The following is a 26,251-nucleotide window of genomic DNA, read 5'->3' as shown; positions in this document are numbered from 1 at the left end:
ACCTCCTCGAAGTGGGGTGACCTTACACAATTGCAAGGAGGTCTACAATATTCACCCCACGAACGGTAGGAATTTGGCGGTGAGCGGCGCATATTCGACCGGACAAGTGTGCTTTGCTGCACGGCAGTGATCGAATTGCGAAATAATAATGAGCCGTTATACTCTGCACATTAACTATACTCTAAAAGTATGAATTAGGCCGTCTGTGTGAGCGAGGGCTGCTTGGTTCAGGGGTGGGGGAGGCATCGCGGAAGAGGGGATTCGTCCGGGACAGGGCGGAGCAGTGATTGACGCGAAGCCATTGCGGGTCCAGGGGGCTCACCCCCCTGGCGGGTGCAGGGCAGCGCCCTGCCGGGTCCAGGGCGGAGCCCCGTGCGTGCCGGGCATCGTCGGCGCGTGCCGGGACCGGAGCCTGTCTGGACAGCGCTCCGTCAGGCGGCGGGCCTGCGGGCGCGGCGACGGCCGCCGCGCCTGCGGTCTTCATCCGCCGGTGTTCACCCGGCTCGGGCGGCGCGGCGCTCCATGGCGGAGATGATCTTGGCCTCCACGTCGGCGGTTGGGCAGGGTTTGAGCAGGTAGTCCGCGCCGCCCCGGCTCATGATGTCGGCGGCGATGTCCACGGAGGCGTGCCCGGTGAGGATGATGATCTCCAGGTCCGGGTCGCGGCGTTTGAGCTCCGTGAGCAGTTCCACGCCGGAGATGCCGGGCATTTTCACGTCCAGGAGGGCCACGTCGAAGAGTCCGGGCTGGAAGCGTTCCAGGGCGTCCTCTCCGGAGAGGGCGGTGGTGACCTGCATGTTGCGCAGGGTGAGGAGCTTGGCGAGGGTGGTGACGAAGCGCTCCTCGTCGTCCACGCAGAGGAGGCGAACGGGGGTGTTCATGGGGCGTTCTCCGTGTTGTCCAGGGGGAGTGTGATGGTGAAGACCGCGCCGTGTCCTGGGGGGCTGGCGGCGGTGATGCGTCCGCCGAGGCGGTCCACGATGCGGTGCGTGATGGAAAGGCCCAGGCCCGTGCCCTTGCCGGGCGACTTGGTGGTGAAGAAGGGGTCGAAGATGCGCCCGAGGTGTTCGGGCCTGATGCCCGGTCCGTCGTCCTCCACGCGGGTGAAGACGTGCTTGCGGTCGGGGTCCCAGCCGGTGGAGACGGCGACGCGGCCGTTCTCCCCCGCGGCCTGCACGGCGTTGACCAGCAGGTTGAGGATGGCCTGGCGGTAGAGCGGGGGGTCCAGGGGGATTCTGGGGATGTTCTCCTGGTAGTTCCGGGCGAGACTCACGTGTTTGGCCAGGGCTTCGCGTTCGGCCAGTCGCGCCATGTCCTCGGTGAGGCGGTTGAGGTCGGCGGGCTGGCGGATGGGCTTCCAGGTGCGGGCGAGGTTGAGCAGGTTGTGGGTGATGTCGGCGCAGCGGTTCACCTGGGTCTGGATGGCGGCGAGGCTCTGGCGGGCCTCTTCCAGGGGCGGGCGTTCCTGGGCGAGCAGGTGGCCCAGCCATTCGGATTCCTGGGTGATGACGGCCAGGGGGTTGTTGATCTCGTGGGCGATGCCGGAGGCCACCTCCCCGATGGCGGCGAGCTTCTGGGACTGGAAGAGCTGTTCGTCCAGGGCGCACTTCTGCGATTCGGAGCGTTCGAGGCGTTCGGCGAGGTTCTTTCGGGCGCGCCAGAAGGCCAGGGCGGCGAAAAAAGCGGGCGCGACGGCCCAGGGCATGGGCGCGATGGCGGCGGCCAGGACGAGCCCGGCGGCCAGGAGGAAGGACAGGCCGGGGCTAGCGGGTGTCCGCGCCGAGGAGTTTGCGTTCATGGGCCTGGTCTATGGCGGCGAGGAGTTCCTCGAAGTCCACGGGCTTGAGGAGGTAGGCGTTGGCGCCGATGGACATGCCCTGCACGCCGGACTCCACGGAGGCGTGGCCCGTGAGCAGGATGACCTCGGGGCCGGGGAAGCGCTTCTTGATCTCGCGCAGGGTTTCGATGCCGTCCATGCCTGGCATGAGGATGTCCAGGAGCACCACGTCGAAGGGGTCGCGGCCGAGGGCCTCCAGGGCCTGCTGCCCGGAAAAGGCGGACTGGGGCAGGAAGCCGCGCCGGGCCAGGCGCTTGACGATGGTCTCGTTGTAGTCGCGCTCGTCGTCGACCACGAGGATGCGTGCCGTACCCATGCGTACCCCCTCAGGCGGCCGGAACGTAAACGTCGAAGGTGGTGCCCTGTCCCACGACGCTTTGCACGGTGATGCGCCCGCCGAGTTTTTCGATGATGCCAAACGAGATGGAAAGTCCGAGCCCCGTGCCCTCACCGGGTTTCTTGGTGGTGAAGAAGGGGTCGAAGATCTTGTCGAGCTTGTCGGGGGGGATGCCGCACCCGGTGTCGGCCACGGTGACGCGCAGTTCGTTGGAATCCTGCTTGAGGCGCGTGGTGAGCACGATGCGCCCGTTCTTGCCCACGGCGTCGATGGCGTTGTCAATGAGGTTCAGGAGCACCTGCTGGAGCTGGGTGGGGTCGGAGTTGGTGGGTGGCAGGTGCTCCGCGAAGTCCTGGCGGATGTCGATGTTGCGCAGGAGCGCCTCGGTCTTGAGGAACTGCACCGTCTCGGCCAGGAGCTTGTTCACGTCCACGGACTGCATGACGGGTTCCATGCGCCGCGCGAAGCCCAGCATGCGGTGGGTGACGTTCTTGGCGCGCTCCACGTGGTGCTCGATGCGGTGCACCGACTCGGAGAGCTCCTTGTGCTGTGGCGTGGCGGCCAGTTCGGATTCCTCGAGGAGGTCCTTGATCCATCCGGCCTGCTCGCGGATGATGGCCAGGGGGTTGTTGATCTCGTGGGCCACCCCCGCGGCCATCTTGCCCAGGGCGGCCATCTTGCCGGACTGGGTGAGGCTCGCGTCCAGGGCGGCCATCTCGCGTTCGGCCTTCTCGAGCCTGCCCACCATGGAGTTGGTGACGAGCACCGTTCCCGCGACGATCACGGCCACGCCCCCGGCCATGAGCACCCAGACGAGGTATTCGGCGTCGAAAAGGGGGCGCAGTTCGCCCACGGGGTCTTCGCGGATCACCAGGAGCCAGTCCTTGTTTTCGAGCCAGGTCCAGCCGTAGAGGAAGGGGCGGTGGTTCACCTCCATCTGCTCCACGCGCAGGCCCTGGAAGCGGCCGTCCACGCGGAAGGGCAGGTGCATGTCCTCCAGGACGTGGCCGCCGAAGCGCGGGCTGGTCTGGAGCACGAGCTTCTCGTTGACCAGGAAGGCGTCGCCGGTGCGCCCCATCTGGACGCGCTTGACGAAGGACTCGAAGATGTCGGAATCGATGGTGGCGCGCAGAATCCAGGATTTGCCGCCCTCGCGGCGCAGCACCGCGATGATGATGTGGGGGTATTGCCGGAAGCCCAGGAACACGTCGGAGACGTAGACGCCCTTGGCCGTCACCTTGGCGAACCAGTCCTCGTTCTTGTAGTTGCGTCCGGAGAGGTCGTAGGGTCCGGCGTAGGCCAGGTGGTTGCCGTCCATGCCGATCACGCCCAGGTCGATGTAGTAGCGGGAGGTGGCCTGGAGCTGGGAGAAGACGCGTTCGAGGTTTTCCTTGTCCGAGGCCTCTTCCAGGGTGAGGGCGCTGGCCAGGGTGGCCACCTGGGCCTGGCGCTCGGTGAGGAAGAGGTCGATGGCGTTGCGCTTGCTTTCCACCAGGGTGCGCAGGTTGCCCTGGAGGGCCTCCTGGTAGCCCACGGCGAAGCGGTGCTTCACCGTGAGGCCCAGCACCAGCAAGGGCAGCAGGGAAAAGCCCAGGGTGCAGAGGATGATGGTCAGGCGCAGGCGCTTGAAATCGACGGTTTTCACGCGTAATCCCCGCCCGGTTCCATGGCTTGTGCTTTGGATCGCATAATGGATTCATGGACGGCAACGGACGGCCTGTCAATGCCCGCAGGGGGCCGAAGACGGAGTTTGTGTGTCGTTTTGGCGGCGTAGGCCGCCGGGGAGCGGATCGGGATGCGTACGGCGTGGTTCTGGCTGGTGGTGGCGGGGCTGTTCGAGGTGGGCTGGCCGGTGGGCCTCAAGATGGCCCAGACGCCGGGCAAGGTGGCCCTGGGCGTGGCCCTGGCCGTGGCGTGCATGGGGCTCTCGGGGTGGCTCCTGTGGCTGGCGCAGAAGTCCATCCCCATGGGCACGGCCTACGCCGTGTGGACGGGCATAGGCGCCGCGGGCACGTTCCTGGTGGGCGTGGCCTTCCACGGCGACCCGGCGGGCCTGGCGCGCGTGGCGGGGGTGGGGCTCATCGTGGCGGGGGTGGCGCTTCTGAAGCTGGCCTCGTGAGGGGCGCTCAGGCCATCTCGCGCATCACCTCGGTCATGTGGCGCTCGGCGGCCTGGCGCAGGATGTCTCCGATGTCCTTGGCGAACTTCTGGCGGAAGCCTTCCACCATGGCCTCGTTGGTCATCACCATGTCGATCTGGCGCGTGTGCATGAGCAGGTAGCCGATCACGCGCAGGCGGTCGAGCATGAGGTCCATGGGCCCCTTGGCGTAGACAGCGCGCATCTCGTCGCCCTGGATCTCCACGCGGAAGTTGTAGTTCTCGAGCACCTCGCCCACGAACTTTGCGCGCAGGGCGCGCCTGCCCTGTTCGGCCGCGCCGCCCTTGAACTGGAAGCTCACGTAGTTCTCGTGTTCGCGCTCGTCCACCAGGGCCTCCACGGTGCAGAAGTGGTAGCCGAAGCGCGAACTCAGGCACATGTAGTGCCTTGAGATCATGAAATAGTTGCCCTGGGCGTACTCCGAGTCTCCGCCGTGGGTGAGGTTGCGGTTCACGGTGGAGTGGGCCACGATGTGCAGAAGCCCGGCCGCGTCCACCGGCGGCGGCCCGGCCCAGGGCACGGCCACGAAGCCCTCCCAGAGCGAGAGCACCGGCTCGCAGGCGATCTCCTCCATGGTGACGTACTTGCCCGTGATTTCGCGGGTGAAGCCGTCGTCCAGGTTCACGAACCACCACTTCATGGGCACCCGGTACTTGAGCTGCTTGGAGGCGCGCTTGGAGAACTGGAAATCCTGCCCGAAGCGGAACATCTCGGTCACGGATTTTTCGTGGCAGAAGCGGGTGATGTCGTGGAGCGTCAGGCAGTTTTCCGGCGAGAACTCCGGCACGGAAGGGTCCAGGAGGTTCAGGGGTGCCACGATGTCGAGCACTTCGCGCAGGATGGCGTGCATGGGCGACTGGGCCTGGGGCGTCTCGCGCTTGGGGGCCAGGGCCAGCAGGGACTCCACCCGGCCGGGGTAGACGGCCAGGCCGTCGGCGTCCACCGTGACCTCGCCCTTGCCCGAGAGCGCCGCCACCGCGCCCTCCATGCCCATGAGGGCGGGCACGCCGAACTCGCGCGCCACGTTGGAGAGGTGCCCCGCCACGCTGCCGCGCTCGCACACCAGGGCCGAGGCCCGGGACAGGAGGGTGGCCCAGCGCGGGGCCGCGTCCGCGGCCAGGACCACGCCGCCCTCGGGGAAGGTGAGCATGTCCAGGTCGCGCGCCACCACGTGGACCGTGCCGGCCGCCACGCCCGGGCTGCCCGTGACGCCCCCGGCCGCGAGGGGTTTTCCGAACTGCCCCGGGGGGCGTTTGGCCCGGCCGGCCTCTATCTGCTGGAGCGGGCGGCACTGGAGCAGGAAGATGTTGCGCTCCTGGTCCATGGCCCATTCGATGTCCAGGGGCTCGGCGTACACCTCGTCGAGCCGGATGGCCATGGAGGCCAGGCGCAGGGCCTCCTCGTCGGTGAGGCTGGGGGCGCAGGCGGCCTCTCCGGCCTCCTCGTGGCGGCAGACGCCTTCCACGGGGTCGCAGAGGTAGACCCTGTCCTTGCAGGCGATGCGCTGTTCGGTCAGGCGGGGCGGGTCGCCTCGCCTGGCCACGAAAAGGTCGGAGGCCACGGCCCCGTCCACCACGGTCTTGGCCAGGCCCCAGGCGGAATGGATGAAGATTTCGTCGTCGCGGATGGAGAGGGGGTTGCGCGAGTAGATAACGCCGCCGCTGCGCGCCTTGACCATGGCCATGCAGCCCACGCACATGGCCACGTCCTCGTTGGGGATCCCCTTGGCCATGCGGTAGGTGACGGCCTGGGGGCTGTACTTGCTGGCCACGATCTCCTTGTAGGCGATGAGCAGTTCCTCGGCCGAGACGCCCAGCACGCTGCGGAACTGCCCCGCGAAGGACTGGCCCATGGCGTCCTCGCCCAGAGCGCTGGAGCGCATGGAGACGCGCACGTCGGGTTCGGTCCTGGCTTCCAGTTCCAGGTAGGCCTTGAGGATGGCTTCGGCCACGTCGGGGGGCAGCTTGGCGTTCTGGATCATCTGCTGGATCTGCGAGCACAGTGGCAGCAGGGTGGCGTGGTCGTCCGCGCCAACGGCCTGGATGAGGCGGTTGATCTCGTCGCCAAGGCCGGTGTCGCGCATGAAGCGGCTGTAGGCCAGGGCGGTGACGGCGAAGCCCGGGGGCACGGGCAGCCCCACGCGGGCCATGATGTCGCCCAGGTTGGCCATCTTGGAGCCCACCTGGTCCGCGTGGGCGCGGTCCACGGCCTCCAGGGGGAGCACCAGTTCGGTGGCGGCGGTCTGGGGCTGGCGGTCCAGCACGGCGGCGATCTGGGCCTGGATGTCCTTGAGGCGCTCGAAAAGGGCGTCGTACTTTCCGGGGGCGATCTCGGAGAGGTGCTTGACGATGCGGTAGACGTTCACCGAGGCGGCGGTGGCCTGGGAGCGCACGAAGCTCATGCCGAAGACGGAGGCACCGCGCAGGGCCTGCTCCATCTCGCTCATGATCATGAGCGTCTTCTTGTTGGCCGTGAGCAGCAGTCGGAAATTGTGGTAGCGCTTCTTGAATTCGGCAAGGATCTCCTCGTCGGACATGCCCTCGCCTTGATGGTGGCCGCCGATGAGGCTGGAGAAGAAGGTCTTTAAGCGTGTGAACACTGTGTCAGGTCACTGTTGGAGGCACTTCTTCTTGTTGGCGTCCTGAATCTTGCAGAGCAGCTCTTCAAGCTCGACGGGCTTCATGAGGTAGTCGAACGCGCCGAGTTCCATGCCGCGCATGGCCACCTCCACGTTGGCGTGGGCGGTGAGCATGAGCACCTCCAGCCCGGGCTTGAGGGCCTTGATCTTCTGAAGGGCCTCGATGCCGTCCATGCCGGGCATCTTCACGTCCAGCACGGCCACGTCGGCCTCGTTGGCGGCAAGGAAGTCCAGGGCCTCCTGGCCCGAGAAGGCCAGGTGCACCTTGAGCCCGCGCCGCGTCAGGCGCTTGGCCAGGGTTTCGATGAATTCGGCCTCGTCGTCCACCAACAATACGCTGCACGTGCTCACGGCATCCCCCCGGATCGCTTTGAGGGTTCAATCTGACCGTTTACTTCCCGAAATGCAAGGCCCGCGTGACGCTGGCCTTTTCCCGCCCCCGGCGCTACATGCCCGGTCCATGAGTCTCGAGATCATCCTGAAGGACGCCGTGGTGAGCCGCGCGGGGCGCAGGCTTCTGGACCGCGTGAGCTGGCGGCTAGCCCCCGGCGCGCGCCATCTCCTCACGGGGGACAACGGGGCGGGCAAGTCCACCCTGCTGGCCCTGGCCCGGGGCGAAATCTGGCCCGACCAGCTGCCCGGCGGCGGCTTCGCCGGGGAGCGGACCTACATCGTGGACGGCCACGCCACCATGAGCCCCATCCCGGCCCGGGCGCGCATCCGCATGGCCGGGGCCGGGCTGCGCGACCGCTACCGCGCCATGGGCTGGAACGTCTCGGCCTGGCTGGTGGTGGTCTCCGGGCTCACGGATTCGCCGCTGCCCTCGGGGCGCATGGGGCAGGCCGAGGAGGCCGCCGCCCGGGAGGCCCTGGCCGACCTGGGTCTGGAACGTCTGGCGGGCAGGCCCTTCCTGGAACTCTCCCAGGGCCAGGCCATGGGCGTGCTGCTGGCCCGCGCCCTGGTGGCCCCGCCTTTGGGCGCACCAGGACGCGCCCCGGAATGGCTCTTCCTGGACGAGGCCGCAGACGGCCTGGACGCGACATCGCGCCGCACGCTCCTGGACTCCCTGGAGCGCCTGGGTGCGCGGGGCCTGGGCGTCGTGCTGGCCAGCCACCACGACCCGGGCCTGGAGGGCTGCGAAACGCTCCACCTGGAGCAGGGCCGCGTGGTCGCGCTCCCGGCCGTGTCGTCGCACGGCGCGCACGGGCCGGACGCGTCGTCGGCGGACGCCGCGCACGGCTCCGCGTCCGATCCGGCGTCCGCTCCGGCGCCGATACCGTGCGGTCCCGGCGGTCCCGAGCCCGTCGCGGTCCGGCCGGGACACGCCAGGCCCGCGCCCGTCCTGGAGCTTCAGGACGCAAGCCTCGTCCTCTCCGGGCGCGAGGCGCTCTCGGGCGTCTCCTGGAGCGTGCGCCCCGGCGAGCACTGGCTGGTGCGCGGCCCCAACGGGGCGGGCAAGTCGAGCCTGTTGAAGCTCCTCGGCGGGGACCTTTACCCCACCTCCGGCGCGGTCCGGCGCTTCGGGCTGCCCGAACACGCCAGCCTCTGGGACCTGCGGGAGCGCATGGGCCTGGTCTCCTGGGAGGGGCAGGCCCAATGGCCCGAGGGCTTCAGCGTGGAAGACGCCCTGGTCTCGGGCTTCTTCGGCAGCCACGGCCTCTACGACCGCCCCACGCCGACCATGCTCCAGGCCGCCCGCGCCTGGATGGAGCGCCTGGGGCTGGCCGCCCTGGCCGGACGCCCCATGTCCACCCTCTCCCAGGGGCAGGCCCGGCGGGCCATGATCGGGCGCGCCCTGGCCTTCGATCCGCCCATGCTCCTGCTGGACGAGCCCCTGGGCGGCCTGGACCGCCGCGCGCGCCGCCGGGTGCTGGACCTCATGGACGCCCTGGCCGCCGAAGGCCGCCAGATCGTGATGGTCACGCACAACGCGCGCGAGGTTCCCCGCTGCATCACCCACGTGCTGACCCTGGAGCGCGGGCGCGTCGTCTCGGCGGGTCCCCTCGCCCCCTGAACCCCAACCGCAACGGAGCCCCCATGCCCTCTTTCGACTGGGACGCCCTCTGCGCCGTGGCCCGTCTGGCGGGCCAGGCCATCCTCCAGGTCTACGGAACCGAGTTCGACGTGGAGCTCAAGGAGGACGACTCGCCCATCACCCGCGCGGACCGCGCCTCCAACGAGATCATCCTGCAGTCGCTGGCCGCGCTGCACCCGGACATCCCGGCGCTCTCGGAGGAGTCGCCCAAGCCGCCCTACCCGGAGCGTTCACGCTGGAAGCGCTTCTGGCTGGTGGACCCCCTGGACGGCACCAAGGAGTTCGTGAAGCGTAACGGCGAGTTCTCGGTGTGTCTGGGTCTGGTGGAGGACCGGCGGCCGGTGTTCGGCGTGGTCTACGTGCCCGTGAAGGACATCCTCTACGCGGGCGGCCCTGGTCTGGGCAGCGTGAAGGTGGTGGGCGGGGAGCGCACGGCCCTGCGCGTGTCGCCCCCGGAGCCCGGGGCGCGCGTGGTGGCCGTGGGCAGCCGCTCGCACCCGGACCCCCGCCTGGAGGAGTTTCTTTCGCGCTATCCGGAGCACGAGTTGGTCTCGGCCGGGTCGGCGCTCAAGTTCGGGCTGGTGGCCGAGGGGCTGGCCCATATCTACCCGCGCTTCAACCCCACCTGGGAGTGGGACACCGCCGCCGGGCACGCGGTGCTGCTGGGCGCGGGCGGCACGTTCACGAACCTGGAGGGCGGGGAATTTCTTTACAACAAGGAGTCGCTCAAGAACGGGGGGTTCATCGCCCGGGCCTGAGGACGCGCTTCCGGGGCGATTCGCCCGCGCCGCGCCCGGACGTGCGGGGCCGCCGGGCGGGGCGGGTCAGCGCCCTTTGGTCACGCTCAGGTAGACCATGCGGGCCACCACGCCCAGGAGCGGCGCGCCCAGGGCGAAGAAGATGGCCACCCCGAAGTTCTGCCGCACCCAGGGGATCTGGCCGAAGAAGTAGCCGCCGAAGAGGTAGAGGGGCGTCCAGAGGAGCTTGCCCACGGCGTTGTAGAAGAGGAACGGCCGCCACTCCATGCGCACCATGCCGCCCACCAGGGGGGCCACGGAGCGCAACACGGGCACGAAGCGCGCGGCCACCAGGGTGGCCCCGCCGTGACGCTCGAAGTAGTCGTGGGCCTTGGCCAGGGATGCGGGCGAGATGAAGGGGATGCGCCCGCCCGCCAGCACGTGGCCGCCCAGCCAGCGTCCGATGGCGAAGTCCAGGCAATCGCCCAGGAAGGCCCCGGAGAGACCGAGCGCCAGGGTCCACCAGAGGTCGAGCCCCACGCCGCGCGCGGCCATGGCCCCCACGGCGAAGAGTACCGTGTCCGAGGGCAGGGCCGTGGTGACCACGAAGCCCGTCTCCGCGAAGACCACCGCGAAGAACACCGCATAGACCCACGCCCCGTAGGCCTGGTTGAGGGCCAGAAGATGGTTCTCCAGGTGGAGGCAGATGTCCCAGACGTCGGCGATGGTCACGTTCGGGGGAGTAAAGCGCGCGCGGGCGGCACGTCAAGGTCGGGGGCTTGACGTGGGGCCGGTGTTCCTCAAGATGCTCTGCAAACAACTGGGTCTCAACCGCGAAGAGTGGTAGGATGCTGCGCTACCGCGTCGAATACCTTCGTGACGAGGACGGATCGTTGATCGCCACGGTCCACGCGATCCCCGGAGCCATGAGCCTTGGGAAGGACGAAGCCGAGGCGACGGCCATGGTGCGGGACGCGGCCCTGACCATGCTGGCCTCCATGGTGGACGACGGCGTGGACATTCCCGCGCCGGACGCGTCCGAGGGGGACGCCGCAAGCGTGGAAATCCCCCCCGTGGCCGAGGTCAAGCTCACCCTCCACAAGGCCATGAGGAGCCAAGGCGTGAGCCAGTTGAAGCTCGCCGCCCTGCTGCACACGGACCCCAAGTCCGTGCGACGCCTGCTGGACCTGTACCACGCCTCCCGCTGGGACCACCTGGAAATGGCCCTGGAGGCGCTGGGCTACCGCGTGACGGTCCGGGCGGAACCGGCCGGGCCGCCGCCCGCGCTAGCCGGGGAGGCGGGGCAGGGGCGGAAGTGGGCGTGAAAAAGTGCTGAGCGTCTCAGCGAGAGACTGATCCCCTCACTCCCCCCTCCCGATCAGCCGCTCGAACTCCTGCGCGTCCAGCACTTCCTTCTTCAAAAGCTCCTGGGCCACGCCTTCCAGCTGGTCGCGGTGTCCCGTGAGGATGGCGCGCACGCGCTCGCGAGCCTCTTCCAGGATGTCCTTGACCTCCTGGTCCAGCTTGGCGGCCGTGGACTCGCTGTACTCCTTGCCCGTCAGGGGGGCCTGTTCGGGGCTCAGGAACAGGGGGCGGGCCTGGCGCGGGTAGGTGGAGAGCCCCAGGGTGCGGCCCATGCCGTACTCGGCCACCATGGCCCGGGCGATGTCCGTGGCGCGCTGCAGGTCGTTGTGCGCCCCGGTGGAGACCTCCTCGAAGACGATCTCCTCGGCCACGCGCCCGCCCAGGAGCACGTCGATCTTGCCGGTCAGTTCGCTCCTGGTCATCAGGTAGCGGTCCTCGGTGGGCAGCTGCTGGGTGTAGCCCAGGGCCCCCAGCCCGCGCGGCACGATGGAGATCTTGGACACCTTGTCCGAGCCCGGGGTGTAGGCCGCCACCAGGGCGTGCCCGGTCTCGTGGTAGGCCACGATCTTCTTCTCCTTGGGGTTGATCACCCGGTTCTTCTTCTCCAGGCCCGCGATCACGCGGTCCACGGCCTCGGAGAGATCGTCCATGTCCACGGCGGTCTTGTGCCGCCTGGCGGCCAGGAGCGCCCCTTCGTTCATGATGTTGGCCAGGTCCGCGCCGGAGAAGCCGGGGGTCTTCTGGGCGATCTCGCGCAGGTTCACCTCCGGGGCCAGCTTGATGTTCTTGGCGTGGACGTTGAGGATTTCCTCGCGTCCGTTCACGTCGGGCCGGTCCACCAGCACCTGGCGGTCGAAGCGCCCGGCGCGCAGCAGGGCCGGGTCCAGGGTTTCGGGGCGGTTGGTGGCGGCCATGATCACCACGCCCTTGCGCGGATCGAAGCCGTCCATTTCCACCAGCAACTGGTTGAGGGTCTGCTCGCGCTCGTCGTGGCCGCCCATGAGGTTGGCCCCGCGCGCCTTGCCGATGGCGTCCAGCTCGTCGATGAAGATGATGCAGGGGGCCTTCTCCCGGGCCTGGGTGAACAGTTCGCGCACGCGCGAGGCCCCCATGCCCACGAAGAGCTCCACGAACTCCGAGCCGGAGATGAAGAAGAAGGGCACCTTGGCCTCGCCCGCCACGGCCCGGGCCAGGAGGGTCTTGCCCGTGCCCGGCGGCCCCACCAGGAGCACGCCCTTGGGCATGCGCCCGCCCAGGTTCTGGAAGCGTTCGGGCTCGCGCAGGAAGTCGATGATCTCCTGCAGCTCCTCCTTGGCCTCGTCGCACCCGGCCACGTCGGAGAAGGAGGTGGTCAGGTCGGCCTCGGCCACGATCTTGGCCTTGGAGCGACCCACGCCCAGGAGCTGGTCCTGGGGATTGAAGCGGCGCATGAGGAAGAACCAGATGCCGAAGAAGATGAGCGCGGGCAGCACCCAGCTCATGAGGTCGCGCAGGAAGGTGGATTCTGGCTGGCCCCGGAAATCCACGTTGTACTTGGAAAGCTCCTCGGAGATTTCCGGGTCCACGCGCAGGGCCACGAAGCGCTGCTCGGTCTCCTGGCCGTCCTGGACCGCCTTCATCTTGCCCGAGAGCGAGCCCTGGGCGATGGCCACTTCCAGGATGCGCCCGGCCTTGAGCTCCTTGAGAAATTCCGAATAGGCCAGGGTCTTGGGGCCGTAGCTGCGGACGTAGTAGTCCTGGATGAGGGAGAGGGCCAGGAAGGCCGCGACAACGTACCAGAGAGTGAACTGATGCTTCTTGTCCATGATGTCCCGTGGGTTGGGGCTTGAGCAATGTCGAACAGATAGGCCGGGTCCGGGCGGGGGTCAAGCGGGCGGGTCGTCCTCTTCCAGTTCGCCGCTCACCTGGAAGGAGCGCATGAAGGCGCGGTCGATGCGGTCCTTGAGCCAGAGGGCGGTCTGGCCTTCGTAGGCCAGGGGGCCTTTGCGCAGGATGCCCCGCCCGTCGCCGCAATTGAGGATGAGCATGTAGTTGCCGGAGGTGTCCGAGAAGGGCGCGAGGGGGCGCTCCTCCAGGGCGGCCCGGAGGTTGTGGAGCAGCAGGGGGTTCTGGCGCACCGGGTAGACGCCCACCTTGTCCAGGGGTTTGGGGCCGAAGTCGATGCAGTCGCCCCCTCCGAAAACATCGGGGTGGCTGGCGCTGCGCAGGTGCTCGTCCACCAGCAGGCCGCCGTGCGGCCCGACGGCGAGGCCGAAGCGGGAGAAGTCCGGGTGGGGGCGCACGCCCACGGCCAGCAGGGCCACGTCGTAGGGCACGCGCAGGCCGTCGGTGAGCACTGCGCGGTCCTCCTCCAGGCGGGCGACGCCCAGGCCCTCGAAGATCTTGATGCCCCGGCGCGCCAGTGAGCGGTGGGCCAGCAGGCGCACCCGCTCCGGGAAGCGGCGCAGGAAGCCCCCGCCGGGGGCAAGGGAAATGTCGGGCGTCTCGGAGCAGGCGCAGCCGATGAGGGCGCAGGCGTTGCCCGCCAGCTCGAAGGCGGCTGCGCCGCCCCCGGCCACCAGCACCTTGGCCGTGCGGCCCAGCTCGGCCACGGCCTCGATGCGCCGTTTGGCCTCCAGGAGGTTCTCGATGGGCTTCACGGGAAAGACGTTGGGCCGCCCGCACCCGGCCACGGAGGGGGGCACGGCCGAGCCCGTGTTGATCGAGCACACGTCGTAGCCCACGGCCATGCCGTTTTCCAGGCGCGCCACGCGGCGCGCGGGGTCCAGGGAGGCCAGGCGAGAGCGGATGAACGTGCCGCCGCCGTTCTCGATCATGGCGCGCACGTTGAAGCGGCACTCGCGCGGGGCGTAGAGGCCCGAGAGCAGGCCCGGCCCCATGCCCGAGTAGTAGTGGCGGTCGGATGGGCTCGCCAGGGTGACGTGGTGCCCGGCGTCACGGAAGGAGGCGGCCTCCTTGAGGACGCTCAGGTGCGCGTGGCCGCCGCCCAGTAGCAGCAGATGCTTTCCCATGGTGCCCACCATGCGGCAAAGCGGGGAAGAAGGCAAGGGCGGGGACGGCTTGGCCCCGCCGGAACAACGCGGCCCGGGGGCGGCTAGTGTTCGGCGATGAGCCCCAGGCGCTTCATTTCGGCCAGGAGGGCCTTTTCCTCGATGGGCTTCTGGAGAAAGGCCGTGGCGTCGCCCAGGAACATGGCGTTGTGGGTGTCCTCGGCGTCTTCGAGCACCGAGGTGATGATGATCTTGGCCTGTTGCTCCCTGGGCACGCCCCTGTCCTTCTCCACGTCGCGGATTTCGCGCATGGCGGTGGCCCCGTCGATCTCGGGCATGCGCAGGTCCATGCAGACGAGGTCGTAGGGCTTGGCCTGCTTGAGGGCCTGCTGGAAGGCCATGATGGCCTCCTCGCCGTTCTCGGCCACGTCGCACAGGGCGTAGGGGTGGAGGATGTACTCCAGGAAACTGCGGGAGTAGAAATCGTCGTCGACGATGAGCACGCGCATGACCGTCTCCGGCTGTTGAGGCTGGCCAAGGAAAACAAGCGGTTGAGGCGTTTGTCTAGCCTTGGATTCCGTGGGCTGTCAAGGCGTGGCGACAGGGAGCGGCCGGGAGGGGCGCGGGAAGAGCCCCGGCCTATTCGTCGCGAAAGGAGCCCTGGGCCAGGAGGGCCTCGGCTTCCTCGGGCGGCACGGGCTTGGAGAACAGGTAGCCCTGTCCCAACTGGCAGGAAAGGCCGTGGAGTTCGTCCAGCTGTCCCGGCAGTTCCACGCCTTCGGCCACCACTTCCAGGCCCAGGTTGTGGGCCAGGCCCACGATGGCCCCCACGATGTCGGAGTTTTCCTGGCCGTCGCCCATCTTGCCCACGAAGCTGCGGTCGATCTTCAGGGTGTCCAGGGGGAAGCGGTGCAGGTAGGCCAGGGAGGAGTAGCCCGTGCCGAAGTCGTCGATGCTGATCTTCACCCCCAGGTCCTTGAGGTGGGTGAGCATGCGCGAGGCGAATTCGGCGTTCTCCATGACCTTGGTCTCGGTGATCTCCAGCTTGAGGGCCTCCGGGGGGATGCCCGTCTCATCGAGGATGGCCTTGATTTCGCCCACCAGGTCGAGGCTCATGAACTGTTTGGCCGAGAGGTTCACGCTCATGGAGAGCGGCGTTCCGTCGGGGCGGAGCTTGAGCCACTGGGCCAGCTGGCGGCAGGCGCTGCGCAACACCCAGGCGCCGATGACCATGATGAGGCCCGTCTCCTCCGCCACGGGGATGAACTCGGCCGGGGGCACGATGCCGCGCCGGGGGTGGTTCCAGCGCACCAGGGCCTCGAAGCCCTCGATGTGCCCGGAGGCGATGTCCACGATGGGCTGGTAGTAGAGCATCAGCTCGTGGCGCTCCACGGCGAGGCGCAGGTCGGTCTCCATCTGGAGCAGGGAGGTGGCGGTCTGGTGCAGGGTGGGGTCGAAAATCTCGTAGCGGTCCTTGCCCAGGGCCTTGGCGCGGTACATGGCGATGTCGGCGTCGCGCAGGAGGTGTTCGGGGCGTTCGTAGGTCCAGGTTTTGAGCACCACGCCCACGCTGGCCGAGGTGAACACCTGGCGGCCCTGGATGGCGTAGGGCCGTGAGACCTCGGCCATGATCCGCGAGAGGATGTGCGTGGCGTCCAGGGTGCCGGAGATGTCGTCCACGAGCACGGCGAACTCGTCGCCGCCGAAGCGGGCCACGGTGTCCATGGGGCGCAGCGCCTTGCGCAGCCGGTCTGAGACCTCCACGAGCAGGGCGTCGCCGGCCTGGTGGCCCAGGCTGTCGTTGATGATCTTGAAGCGGTCCAGGTCCAGGAAGAAGACGGCGAAGCGGTAGGCGTGCTTGCGCTGGGCGCGGTGCAGCGCCCAGTCCAGGCGGTCCATGAAGAGGATGCGGTTGGGCAGCCCGGTGAGCGCGTCGTGGAAGGCCTGGTGGCGCAGCTGGTCCTCGGCGGACTTGCGGGCGGTGATGTCCTGGACCATGCCCTCGTAGTACTGGAGTTGGCCGTCTTCGCCGCGCACCTCCCAGGCGGATTCGCTGACCCAGATCATCGCGCCGTCCTCGCGGCGCAGCTCGGACTCGAAGCCCAGCACCCGGCCCGTGGAGGTGAGCAGGCGCATGAACTCGGCGCGCCGTGCGCTGTCCACGTGCTGGGGGCCGGTGAGGCCCTGGGCCTCCATGAATTCTTGGGGCGAGGGGTAGCCGTGGATGCGCGCCAGGGCCGGGTTGGCCGAGACGTAGTGTCCGGTGGTGTCGGCCTGGTAGATGCCGTCCAGGGAGTTGACGAAGATGGAGCGGTATTTGGCCTCGGCGCGGCGCAGTTCCTTCTCGGCGCGCTTGCGCTTGGAGATGTCGATGATGGTCCCCTCGAAGTAGAGGGGGCGTGCCGATGCGTCGCGCACCACGCGGGAATGCTCGCTGATCCAGATGACGCGTCCGTCCTTGCGGTACACCTGGGACTCGAAGGCCGCCACGTGGCCTTCCCGCTCCAGCACGGCGCGGAAATCCTCGCGCCGCCCGGGGTTGACGTAGAGCATGGAGGGGATGTCGGTGCATTCCTCGATGAGCCGCGCGGGGGAATCGTAGCCCAGGATGCGCGCCAGGGCCGGGTTGGCCGAGAGGAAACGCCCCTCGGGCGTGGACTGGCAGATGCCCTCCTGGGCGTTCTCGAAGATGGCCCGGAACTTCTCCTCGGCATGGCGCAGGCGTTCCTCGGCCAGCTTGCGGGCCGTAACGTTTTCCACCGTGCCTTCCAGGAAGCGCGCGCCGCCAGGGCCCTGCACCATGCGCGCCGAGAGGGCCAGCCAGATGGGCTGGCCGTCCAGGCGGCTCACCAGCACCTCCAGGCCCGACACCGCGCCGGACTCGTCGAGCCTGCGCCACAGTTCCAGGGCCTGTTCGGGATCGCCCAGGAAGAGTTCGCACTGCTCGGGCCGGGCCAGCAGTTCCTCCGTGGAGGAGCAGCCCAGGATGGCCGCCAGGGCCGGGTTGACCATGGTGAGCTTGAGATCCAGCGTGGCCTGGAAGATGCCCATCACGGCGTTGTTCACCACGCCCCGGAACTGCTTCTCGGCCAGGCGCAGGGCCTCCTCGGCCTCGCGCCGGGCGGTGATGTCGATGTAGGTCCAGAACATGCCCAGGGGCGCCCCCCCCACGTTGATGGGGCAGGAGACCACCAGCACGTGGACGCGTTCGCCGTTCTTGCGCACGCGCACTGTCTCGCGCTGCACGGTGGCGCTCATGGTGGCCCGGCGGCGCAGGTCCGAGGAGTCCTCGGCCATGTCGCCGGGGACCACCAGGTCCTGGATCTTGTGGCCGCGGGCCTCGTCCGGGGTGTAGCCGAAGAGCTCCTCGAAGCCGCGGTTGATCTCCACCACGACGTCCTGCGTGTCCACCACGGTGATGGCCTGGGGAAAATTCTCGAAGAGCTGGGCGAAGAAAGAGCCCTGGCGGATGGCCCCGGCGTTCTGGGTGCGCGGGTGCCCCGCGAGGTTGCGCGTGAGGCGGCGGCTGAAGGCCAGGGCCAGCTGGTCCTGCCGGGCGAGCCCCACGAGCCCCGAGCCCTCCAGGGCCTGGGCCACCTCCTGCCAGGCTGCCTCGCCTTGGGTGGTCAGGAGCACCGGGAGCCCCGGGCGCAGCTCGCGGGCAAGGATCAGGCAGCGGCCCAGTTGGGCTTCCGGCAGGGCCGAGGAGACCACGAGCATGTCCCACTCGGCTTCCCGCAGGCAGGCTTCAAGGGCCTGCGGACCGTCGGCCCAGGACCAGACGGGATCGAAGGAAGCCTTGGCCAGGCTTGCCGCCAGTTGCTCGGCGGCGTCCTTGCCAGGATGGGTGACGAGAACTCTGGGACTGCTGCTCACGTTTCACTCACGCGCAAGGGGCCTCGTGCGCCCCGTCGGGTGCCAGAGGCATAGCGGATTTGCGTTGGACAAGGCTAGGAGAAAAAACTGTCGATTTTTCAGATTATTGGCAAATCCGAGTCCGTCAAGTGGCGTTGCGCCCGTTCCAGGAAGGCGTCCAGGGCTTCGCGGAAGGCGAGCAGGGCCCCGTGCTTCTGTCCCTCCGGGCGGCGCAACGCCGCCTCCAGTTCCTGGCAGGCTCGCGCCAGTGCGGGCGCGCCCAGGCTTCCTGCCAGGCCCTTTACGGTGTGCGCCGTCTCGATGAGCGCCTCGTGCTCTCCGCGCGCCAGACTCTCGGCCATGGAGTCGCCCAGGGTCGCGTAGTCGCGCAGGAAGCTGGCCAGGAGCCTGCGGTACAGGTCGTGATTGCCCATGAGCTGGCCCAGGGCGCGCGTGCTGTCCAGCACCGGGAGCGACCGCCCGCCCCGTGGGGAGCCGAGCAGCCTCGCGGCCAGCTCCTCGAAAAGCCTGGCCGAGTCCAGGGGCTTGGTGAGGTGGCCGTCCATGCCTGCCTCCAGGGAGCGCTCGCGCTCCTGGCCGGAGGCCCGGCCCGTGAGCGCCACCACGGGGAGTTCGGCGCTTCCGGGCAGGCCCCGGATGGCCTCCAGCACCTGATAGCCGTCCATGTCCTGCAGCCCGAGGTCCAGGAGCACCAGATCGATGTCGCCGTGCTCCAGTTCCCTCAGGGCGCTCTGGCCGTTTTCGGCCAGCACGGTCTCCACGCCGCCCAGGGCCAGCATGCGCGCGGCCGTGTGGCGGCTCAGGGGGTCGTCCTCCACCACGAGAACGCGTCGGCCGGCCAGACGCTGATCCACTTCGCGGAGCGTGGCGGATGCCGCAGTCCGTGCGGCAGGCGGGGATTTCTCCGCGGCGCCGCCCTGAACGGAGGGTTCCGGCGCGCTCCGGTCCAGCTCTGCGGCAATGGTTTCCAGGGCCTGGCGGCAGGCATCCAGGATGCGCAGGAGATTGTCGTGCTGAGCGGCGGAAAGCCCCCCGGCGTGCAGGGTCAGTTCGGCGAGCCCCATGGCGGCGTTCAGGGGGGTGCGCAGATCGTGTCCCAGGGCTGGGAAGTCCACCGGGTCGGGCGGCCGGAGGGACAGCTCCGTGACGTCCATGATCGCGCTGAAGGCCCCGGAGAAGCGTCCGAGCGGGTCGAGCACGGCGCACGTCCGGATGGCCGCATCGAGGGACGCGCCGTCGGTTCGGGTCACGCGTTGCAACGCGGAGTAGCCCCGCACGCGCCCCTGGACCATGTTCTGGAAGCGCTTCCAGGCGGCGGCGCGCTCCTCGGGCGCAAGGAGGGTCAAAAACGAGGAACCGGCGATGCGGGAGGGCTCAATCCCTGTCCAGGCGGTCACGTTGTTGCTGGCGTAGCCCACGCTTCCCTGGCGATCCAGGACAAGGAAGGCGCAGTCCAGGCCTTGGAGCAGAGCCTCGGCGTCGTGCTGGGAATGGCCGAGGTGCGTCGGCGTGCGCTCTCCCGCCTCGACGAATTGGAGCACGCAGAGCAGCTGCGGTTTGTCGCCCTCGCGCAGGGAGCCGAAGTGGACCTTCCCGTGCCGCGTCGTTCCCGAGGGCGCGTCGATGCGGCAGGGTTGCGCGCAGCCCTCGCCGCGCATGGCCATGGCGGCCAGGCGTCCCACGTCGTCGTCGTCGAGGTGGAGGAGCCGGGCCAGGGGCGTTTGGGCCATGTCGTCCGGCGTCCGGCCCAGCAGGAGTCCGGCGGCCTCGTTGGCCTCCACGACGCAGAGGGTGGAGGGGTCGGCCAGAAGGAGGGCGGCCGGGTTGCACAGGAATATGCCCCGGCCCAGGCGGCGCGCGTCCGCGAGTTCCACCTGGGACTCCTTGCGGGCGCGGATCTCGCCAGCTAGCCTTTTGCAGACGCACTTCAGGCGCTCCGTGCGGCGTTTCGACACGGCGCGAAGGCGCACGGACCCCTTTTGCAGAATCCTGGCCATGAACAGGGCCGCCAGGCCCGCTCCGCACGAGGCCGCCGCGGTCCAGAACATGCCGCTGGCCGCCTGATCGGGGCGGCCCAGGCGCAGCGTCAGCTCCATGCCGGACAGGACCAGCGTGCGCGCCGTCTCCTGCAGATTGTCCTCCCAGCCCGCGCTCGCCAGGCGTACGGTTCCCTGCCCTGCGGCCTCCTCCAGGAGGAAGGCCGCGCCGCTCTGGGTCAGGGTGTCCAGTCCGGCGCGTTCCACGAGCCGCTCCACGCCCATGAAGGCCACGGCCATGGACCGGGACAGGCCGACGCTGTTGAACGGCGCGCGCGCGTAGATCGCGCGGACGCCGTGTCCCAGGCGCAAGGAGCCCAGGGAAAGGCTCTGGAGATCGTCCGGGCGTTCGCGTCCCGGTCTCGGGCGGGGGGCCAGGCCCGGCAGCTCCATGCCCGTGAGGGTCTCGAAGCCCCGGGCCGGATAAACCCGGGTGACCAACCCGGCATCAGCCAGGCAGAGGGCCTCCACGGCGGGGAAGATGCTCATGGTGGCGAGGGCGTGCTCGCGCAGGTTCTTCCCTTGCTCAGCGTCGCGCTCGCGCGAGGTCAGGACGGACAGGACCCTCGCGGCGTCGACGAGCTGGCCCAGCAGGACGCGGATGTCCTCCGCCTTGGCCGTGCAGAGCGCTTCCAGGCTTTCGCGGTCTTGCCGTTTCTGCTGATCGTGCACGAGGCCAAAATGGTAGAAGCCCGTCCCGGAGACGAGGAGGAACAGGATCGCTTGAACGAGGCAGGCCTTGACGTTGTCCATGCTGCGCCCGCCGGTTTCGGCGGCCAAGCCATCATCTCAGATGCGCAACGGTTTGTAAACGCGTGCAAAACAAAGGCCCCGTCCGGCTGCGGACGGGGCCGAGGCTGCTGAAAAAGCCGGCTTTGGGGCTTTTTCAGCAGCCCTGCGCGAAGCGCAGCCTGGAGCAGGGCGGCTTTGCCGCCCGTAAGCGGTTCCCGCAAACCCCGTCTTCGGGGTTTGCCGTCAGGCAAAAGGCCCCGTCCGTTGCCGGACGAGGCCTCGCGAACCGAATGCCGGCCGGGGCTAGAACAGGCCCAGCAGGGAGAGGCCCAAGAGGGCCAGGCCCACCACGGCCACGCGCTTCACCCACAGGGGGCTGATGCGCTTGGCGATCTGGGGGGCGATGAAACCGCCCAGGATGGCGGCCGGGAACATGATCAGGAAGAAGGTCAGGTCGAAGTTGCCGAACTGGTAGTGGCGCATGGAACTCATGGCGGTGTTGAAGAAGATGGCCAGGAGCGAGCTGCCCACCACCAGATACATGGGCAGGCCAAGCACCACGGTCATCAGGGGCACCATAAAGGGGCCGCCGCCGAAGCCGAACATGGAGGAGATGATGGCCAGGATGAAAGCCCCGATACAACCGATGATGATGTTGACCTTGAACTCATGGCCCCAGAATTCAACAGTGATATGCATGGATGTGCTCCTTTCGCTCTCTGGTTAGGCCTTGGCCTTGGCGTTTTCCTCGGCGCGTTTCTTGAACTCCTTGAGGATGGCCTGCTCCTTCTTGTTCTTTTCCAGATACCCGGGGGTGGTCTGCCAGAACATGAGGGCGCCCAGGACGAGGAGGATCCAGCCGAAGACGAACTTGAACTGGTCGAGGGTGATCAGCTCCGTGAGCTTTGGCCCGATGAAGCCGCCTGCGGCCATGGCGAGGCCCATGATCACGCCCAGCTTCCAGCTGATGAACTTGATCTTGGAGTAGTTGTAGATGCCCGAGCCCTGGGAGAAGAGCACCGTGGGGGTGACGGTGCCGGCCACCACGGTGTGGGGCAGCACGGGCCAGATGGAGAGCAGGATGGGGTTGAGCAGGAAGCCGCCGCCCGCGCCCATGAGCACGCCGAACACGCCGATGGCCAGGGTGAGCAGGAAGGGCCAGAAGACGTTCATGGAGGTGCCGGCGTTCTCCATGTAGAGCACGGGGAAGGCGATGGAGTTCTCCACCACGGCGGGGGCGCTCTTCTCTTTGTCGGCGTAGGCCACGATGTTGTACTTGCCGGGGGCGCTTCCGTCGGGGATCTTCACCACGGCGGAGAAAGCGCCGTCGGGGGCCACGTCCACGGTGGCGGCGAGCAGCTTACCCTTGGAGCGGAAGCGGGCCTTCACCAGCTGCATGGAGCGGCGCTTGGTCTCCTGGGCGTCCAGCTTGGGCAGGGGCTCGCCGCGCGAACCCAGGATGGAGGCCATGATGGTGGACTGGAAAGCGTCGATGGCCACCTTGGCCGGGACGTTGTAGGCCACATCCGCGCCGAGTTCCTTGAGCACGACTGAATACTGGAACTTGGGACCCGACCCCGCGACCTTGGAGAGGGCTTCGGCTTTGTCCTTGGGCAGGTAGATCTGGTAGAAGGCGGGCAGGCCTTCGGTGAGGTAGAGCTTGTAGGGAGGCGGAGTTTCGGGGTTGGGCTTGGCGCTGTCGAAGAACACCGAGCGCACCTTGTTGTCGTTCCAGACCTCAAGGTAGACGCCCTTGCCCGCGGGGGCCTTGCCGGTCACCTTGATGTCGCCGCCGTTCTTCAGGGCGGTCTTGTCCACGTTCAGGGTGATCGAGCCCGCTGCGGGGGCCGCGGCGGCGGCAGGGGCCTGGGCGGGGTCTGCCGCCTTGTCCTGGGCCTGACCGAAGGGCACGTAATACGACGCCATGACCAGGCACAGCATCACCATCGCCACAATCGCACGTTTTCTCGACATCGCTAGCGTCTCCTTGTGTCCACGGTTCCCGCGCCGGGGCGCGGCCTCACACTCGCCAAGGGGCTAGAGCCCCCCTTCCTCCAACTGGTGCTTCAAAAGCTTCTCGCCCCACGAGGCCCGCACCGAGCGCGAGGCCACGTTGGGCCGCACGAATTCCAGGGCGTGGGCGCAGCAGCCCGTCACGCACGCGGGGTTCTTTCCGGCGTCGAGCCGGTCGCGGCAGAAATCGCACTTGATGGCCTTGCCCGAGGCCTCGTCCCACTGGGGCACGTTCCACGGACAGGCGATGATGCAGGCCTTGCAGCCCACGCAGAGCTTGGTCTGCACGAAGACGATGCCGTCCTTCTCGCGCCGCGTCATGGCCCCGGTGGGGCAGGCGGAGACGCACCAGGGCTCCTCGCAATGGAAGCAGGGCATGAACAGGCTCATGATCCTGGGCTTGCCCGCCTTGTTCACCGGCCCCACGCTGACCAGCTGGCCGAGCCTGGCGCCCAGGGGCACCCTGTTCTTGGACTTGCAGTGCACCTCGCAGGCCTTGCAGCTGATGCAGCGTTTGGCGTCGGTCTTGATATAGTAGAGGCTCATGCTTACCCCCGCGGCCCGAAGCCGCCTTGGCTGTTTTCCGCCGGAAGCCCCCGGGGCGGCCCGGTCGTCCCGACGCGCCCCCGCGCGTGGTCCGTTTCGGCCCTGGCGGTTGATGCTATCGATTCTGTCTATCGATCTCCTTGAGAATCAAAAAAACAGTCGATACACCTTAGAAGTATTACACCCCGGAAAGAAAAGCGCAACTGCTTCTCTTCATGTGAGAAACTTTTCCAGCCCATCCGGTGGCCTCGCCTCGGCGCCTGCCTGGTTCGGCAAGTGCTCCGGGGGCGTTTCCGGCTGCGCCCGGTTCCGTCGGGCAGACCCCGCGGCCGGCGTCCGCTTCGCCGTCCGGAAGGGCGACATGGAGGTCGCTTCGCCGGCAACATGCTGCAACAATGAGCTTTTCAAGGATTCACAGAAAGCAGCGCACCTTTCCGCTCTCCTTCCGGACAAGCCATCGCGGCCTGAAAATCACACCGCAACAGTATGGATTGTTCTCTTCCAGAGTGCGCCCCGACCCAATACGGTCTATTCACCGTCACGACAAGCCATGTTATTATTATCCCAAGCGCCGCGCCGTCTTGTCATGATTTTTCGGAACTGTTACGGAGCGGGGCAGCGGTTGGATGCATCCGCTCTTGCAACCGCGCACCCCAGATTGTTCCAACCGCGATTCAGCCAGGAGGCGTTCATGTCCAAGAAGGAAGTCTTCAGCGTCTGCGGCATGTGCACCGTGCGCTGCCCCATTCTGGTGGACGTGGAAGACGGCGAGGTCCGTTTCATCCAGGGCAACCCCAACTCCCCGCTCAAGGGCGCGCTCTGCGCGCGCGGAGCGGCGGGGCCGGCCCTTGAAGCCGACGCCGAACGTCCGCAGCACCCCATGATCCGCACCGGAGCGCGCGGCGAAGGCAAATGGGCCCGCGTAAGCTGGGACGAAGCCCTCGACCACGTGGCCGGCAAGCTCAAGGAACTCATGGAGCGCCACGGACCGCGCACCGTCCTCTTCTCCGACCGTGGCGGTCCCTTCGTGGACCTGCACCAGGGCTTCATGCGCGCCATCGGCTCGCCTAACTACTGCAACCACGACGTCTCCTGCGCCCGCAACGTGCAGCACGCCTGCCGCTCCGTGACAGGGCTGGCCCGTACCGATCTGGTGTACGACTATTCCAACGCCAAGCACATCGTGCTCCAGACGCGCAACATCTTCGAGGCCATCAACGTGGCCGAGGTCAACAGCGTGCTGGACGGCATCGCCAAGGGCGCGGAGCTTACCTGCATCGACATCCGCGCCACGGTCACGGCCTCCAAGGCGGACAACTTCTTTATGATCCGCCCCGGCACCGACTACGCCTTCAACCTGGCCGTGATCCACGAACTGCTCCACAAGGGCCTCTACGACAAGCACTACGCCGAACTCTGGATCAAGGACCTCGACCGCCTGCGCACCTTCGTGGAGCCCTATTCGCCCGAGTTCGCCGCCCGCGAGTGCGGCGTGGAGGCCAAGGCCATCGTGCAGCTGGCCAAGGACCTCTCCAAGGCCGCGCCCCACGTGATCTGGCACCCCGGCTGGATGACCGCCCGCTACAAGGACTCCTTCTACGTCAGCCGCACCGCCTACATCATCAACGCGCTGCTGGGCTCCATCGGGGCCAAGGGCGGCCTGCCCCTGGCCAGCACGCCCAAGGACGTGGGCCGCAAGGGCATCAAGAAGCTCGTGGACCTCTTCCCCAAGCCCGAGGAGAAGCGCGCCGACGGAGTGGGCTGGAAGCTCCCCGCCCACGACGCCGGGCCTGGCCTGCTCCACAAGGCCTTCGAGGCCATCGACACCGGCGACCCGTACCCCGTCTCGGCCTACATCGCCATGCGTCACGACCCCCTCATGGCCATGCCCGACCCCGACGCCATCCGCCGCATCTGGGACAAGCTGGACCTCCTGGTGGCCGTCACCTTCTCCTGGTCCGACACGGCCTGGTACGCCGACGTGGTGCTGCCCATGTCGCCTTATCTCTCGCGCGAGTCCATCATCGCCCAGAAGGGCGGCCTCAAACCCCAGTTCTTCTACCGCCAGCGCGCCCTTCAGCCCCGCTTCGAGACCCGCGCCGACTGGGAGATCCTCTCCGGCCTGGCCGAGCGCCTGGGCATCGAGGGCTTCGCCTTCAAGTCCATCGAGGACATCTGGAGCTACCAGCTCGACGGCACCGGCGTCTCCATGGCCGACCTGGACAAGAAGGGCTTCGTGGGCCTGGCCGCCGACCCCCGCTACCTCGGCGTGGAAGAGCTCAAGTTCGCCACGCCCTCGGGCAAGCTGGAGATGGTCAGTGAGAAGTGGGAGAAGGCCGGGTATGAGTCCCTGCCGGTCTACGTTTCGCCCGAGTCGCCCCCGGCGGGCAAGTTCCGCATCGCCTTCGGCCGCGTGGGCACCCACACCCAGGGCCACACCGTGAACAACCCGCTGCTCAATGAGCAGTTCCCCGAAAACACCCTGTGGATCAACACCGCCAAGGCCAAGGCCATGGAAATCAAGGACGGCGACACGGTGGTGGTCTCCTCCAACGGCCATTCGGGGCGCATCAAGGCCTTCGTCACCGAGTTCATCCATCCCGAGGCGGCCTTCATGGTGCACGGCTTCGGCCACCGCCTCCCCGTGGAGACCAGGGCCAACGGCAAGGGCGTCTCGGACAACGAGCTCATGCCCGGCGGCCTGGGCGTGGAGTCCGCCCCCGGAGGCGGCCTGGCCATGCAGGAGTTCTTCGTCTCCGTGCAGAAGGCCTAGCGATACGACATCGCATCACGAGGCCCGGACGGTTCTCCGTCCGGGCCTTTGCTGTCCGCGCAACGGACAACCCCGCGCTCAGCGCGGCCTGGAGCAGGGCGGCTCTGCCGCCCGTAAGCGGCTCCCGGAAACCCCGTCTTCGGGGTTTCCTCTGGGGAAGTAGCCCGGACGGTTCTCC

General features: G+C 68.0%; 18 protein-coding genes and 1 pseudogene. 5 read left to right on the top strand and 14 right to left on the bottom strand.

The annotated features are described in order from the left end of the window. Positions 1–494: 494 nt before the first annotated feature. The 4 genes from NNJEOMEG_RS09580 to NNJEOMEG_RS09565 are packed head-to-tail and all read right to left on the bottom strand — an operon-like array spanning position 495 to position 3,819. Positions 495–881 carry a response regulator gene (locus NNJEOMEG_RS09580; protein ID WP_173083806.1) on the bottom strand — a complete coding sequence of 129 codons (387 nt, stop codon included), beginning with the start codon at positions 879–881 and terminating at the stop codon, positions 495–497. Then, on the bottom strand, positions 878–1,798 hold the full coding sequence (locus tag NNJEOMEG_RS09575) for a sensor histidine kinase (RefSeq protein ID WP_173083804.1): 921 nt from the start codon (positions 1,796–1,798) through the stop codon (positions 878–880). Before NNJEOMEG_RS09575 ends, NNJEOMEG_RS09580 begins: the two co-directional genes overlap by 4 nt. Further along, positions 1,764–2,153, bottom strand: a complete 390-nt coding sequence (locus NNJEOMEG_RS09570; protein WP_173083802.1) for a response regulator — start codon at positions 2,151–2,153, stop codon at positions 1,764–1,766. Before NNJEOMEG_RS09570 ends, NNJEOMEG_RS09575 begins: the two co-directional genes overlap by 35 nt. A 10-nt stretch (positions 2,154–2,163) precedes the next feature. Further along, complete coding sequence (locus NNJEOMEG_RS09565) at positions 2,164–3,819, bottom strand: sensor histidine kinase (RefSeq protein ID WP_173083800.1); 1,656 nt, start codon at positions 3,817–3,819, stop codon at positions 2,164–2,166. A gap of 150 nt (positions 3,820–3,969) precedes the next feature. Here NNJEOMEG_RS09565 and NNJEOMEG_RS09560 point away from each other — a divergent pair, with 150 nt between their 5' ends. Continuing rightward, positions 3,970–4,293 (top strand): DMT family transporter, encoded by a 324-nt coding sequence (locus NNJEOMEG_RS09560; RefSeq protein WP_173083798.1) that lies wholly within the window; start codon positions 3,970–3,972, stop codon positions 4,291–4,293. Positions 4,294–4,300: 7 nt separating this feature from the next. On the opposite strand, the gene NNJEOMEG_RS09555 is transcribed toward NNJEOMEG_RS09560, so the two are convergent. Both NNJEOMEG_RS09555 and NNJEOMEG_RS09550 read right to left on the bottom strand, forming a co-directional pair. Next, positions 4,301–6,931: a PEP/pyruvate-binding domain-containing protein gene (locus NNJEOMEG_RS09555; protein WP_235956916.1), complete on the bottom strand. Its 2,631-nt coding sequence runs from the start codon at positions 6,929–6,931 to the stop codon at positions 4,301–4,303. Between the two features lie 9 nt (positions 6,932–6,940). Then, the gene (locus tag NNJEOMEG_RS09550; RefSeq protein WP_173083796.1) at positions 6,941–7,321 is read right to left on the bottom strand and encodes a response regulator; all 381 of its coding nucleotides are present in this window, start codon (positions 7,319–7,321) and stop codon (positions 6,941–6,943) included. A 109-nt stretch (positions 7,322–7,430) separates the two neighbouring features. Between NNJEOMEG_RS09550 and NNJEOMEG_RS09545 the strand changes: the two genes are divergently transcribed. Further along, positions 7,431–8,984, top strand: a complete 1,554-nt coding sequence (locus tag NNJEOMEG_RS09545; RefSeq protein ID WP_173083794.1) for an ATP-binding cassette domain-containing protein — start codon at positions 7,431–7,433, stop codon at positions 8,982–8,984. A gap of 23 nt (positions 8,985–9,007) precedes the next feature. Further along, the gene (gene cysQ / locus NNJEOMEG_RS09540; protein ID WP_173083785.1) at positions 9,008–9,763 is read left to right on the top strand and encodes a 3'(2'),5'-bisphosphate nucleotidase CysQ; all 756 of its coding nucleotides are present in this window, start codon (positions 9,008–9,010) and stop codon (positions 9,761–9,763) included. 66 nt (positions 9,764–9,829) lie between these two features. Here cysQ and NNJEOMEG_RS09535 read toward each other — a convergent pair whose 3' ends face one another. Then, positions 9,830–10,474 (bottom strand): VTT domain-containing protein, encoded by a 645-nt coding sequence (locus NNJEOMEG_RS09535; protein WP_173083783.1) that lies wholly within the window; start codon positions 10,472–10,474, stop codon positions 9,830–9,832. Between the two features lie 116 nt (positions 10,475–10,590). On the opposite strand from NNJEOMEG_RS09535, the gene NNJEOMEG_RS09530 reads away from it, so the two are divergent. Then, on the top strand, positions 10,591–11,067 hold the full coding sequence (locus tag NNJEOMEG_RS09530) for a type II toxin-antitoxin system HicB family antitoxin (RefSeq protein ID WP_173083781.1): 477 nt from the start codon (positions 10,591–10,593) through the stop codon (positions 11,065–11,067). Between the two features lie 36 nt (positions 11,068–11,103). Here the strand turns inward: NNJEOMEG_RS09530 and ftsH are convergent, their stop codons facing one another. The 7 genes and pseudogenes from ftsH to NNJEOMEG_RS09490 form a co-directional block, all read right to left on the bottom strand. Continuing rightward, the gene (gene ftsH / locus NNJEOMEG_RS09525; RefSeq protein WP_173083779.1) at positions 11,104–12,912 is read right to left on the bottom strand and encodes an ATP-dependent zinc metalloprotease FtsH; all 1,809 of its coding nucleotides are present in this window, start codon (positions 12,910–12,912) and stop codon (positions 11,104–11,106) included. A gap of 60 nt (positions 12,913–12,972) precedes the next feature. Continuing rightward, complete coding sequence (locus NNJEOMEG_RS09520; protein WP_173083777.1) at positions 12,973–14,118, bottom strand: NAD(P)/FAD-dependent oxidoreductase; 1,146 nt, start codon at positions 14,116–14,118, stop codon at positions 12,973–12,975. Between the two features lie 83 nt (positions 14,119–14,201). Further along, a complete protein-coding gene (locus NNJEOMEG_RS09515; protein ID WP_173083775.1) occupies positions 14,202–14,606 on the bottom strand; it encodes a response regulator in 405 nt (134 codons plus the stop codon). Between the two features lie 130 nt (positions 14,607–14,736). Next, on the bottom strand, positions 14,737–17,973 hold the full coding sequence (locus NNJEOMEG_RS09510; protein ID WP_173083773.1) for a PAS domain S-box protein: 3,237 nt from the start codon (positions 17,971–17,973) through the stop codon (positions 14,737–14,739). A gap of 98 nt (positions 17,974–18,071) precedes the next feature. Further along, on the bottom strand, positions 18,072–20,762 hold the full coding sequence (locus tag NNJEOMEG_RS09505) for a response regulator (protein ID WP_173083771.1): 2,691 nt from the start codon (positions 20,760–20,762) through the stop codon (positions 18,072–18,074). Between the two features lie 282 nt (positions 20,763–21,044). After that, positions 21,045–22,211, bottom strand: a pseudogene (locus NNJEOMEG_RS20655) (sulfite exporter TauE/SafE family protein). A gap of 567 nt (positions 22,212–22,778) precedes the next feature. Next, positions 22,779–23,300 (bottom strand): 4Fe-4S dicluster domain-containing protein, encoded by a 522-nt coding sequence (locus NNJEOMEG_RS09490; protein ID WP_173083769.1) that lies wholly within the window; start codon positions 23,298–23,300, stop codon positions 22,779–22,781. Positions 23,301–23,991: 691 nt separating this feature from the next. On the opposite strand from NNJEOMEG_RS09490, the gene NNJEOMEG_RS09485 reads away from it, so the two are divergent. Then, complete coding sequence (locus NNJEOMEG_RS09485; protein WP_173083767.1) at positions 23,992–26,073, top strand: molybdopterin-dependent oxidoreductase; 2,082 nt, start codon at positions 23,992–23,994, stop codon at positions 26,071–26,073. Positions 26,074–26,251: the final 178 nt, after the last annotated feature.

The organism is Fundidesulfovibrio magnetotacticus, from assembly GCF_013019105.1.
GTDB lineage: Bacteria > Desulfobacterota > Desulfovibrionia > Desulfovibrionales > Desulfovibrionaceae > Fundidesulfovibrio > Fundidesulfovibrio magnetotacticus.
Note: the sequence above shows the minus strand (reverse complement) of the source record. Positions and strands in the feature narration are given on the sequence as shown.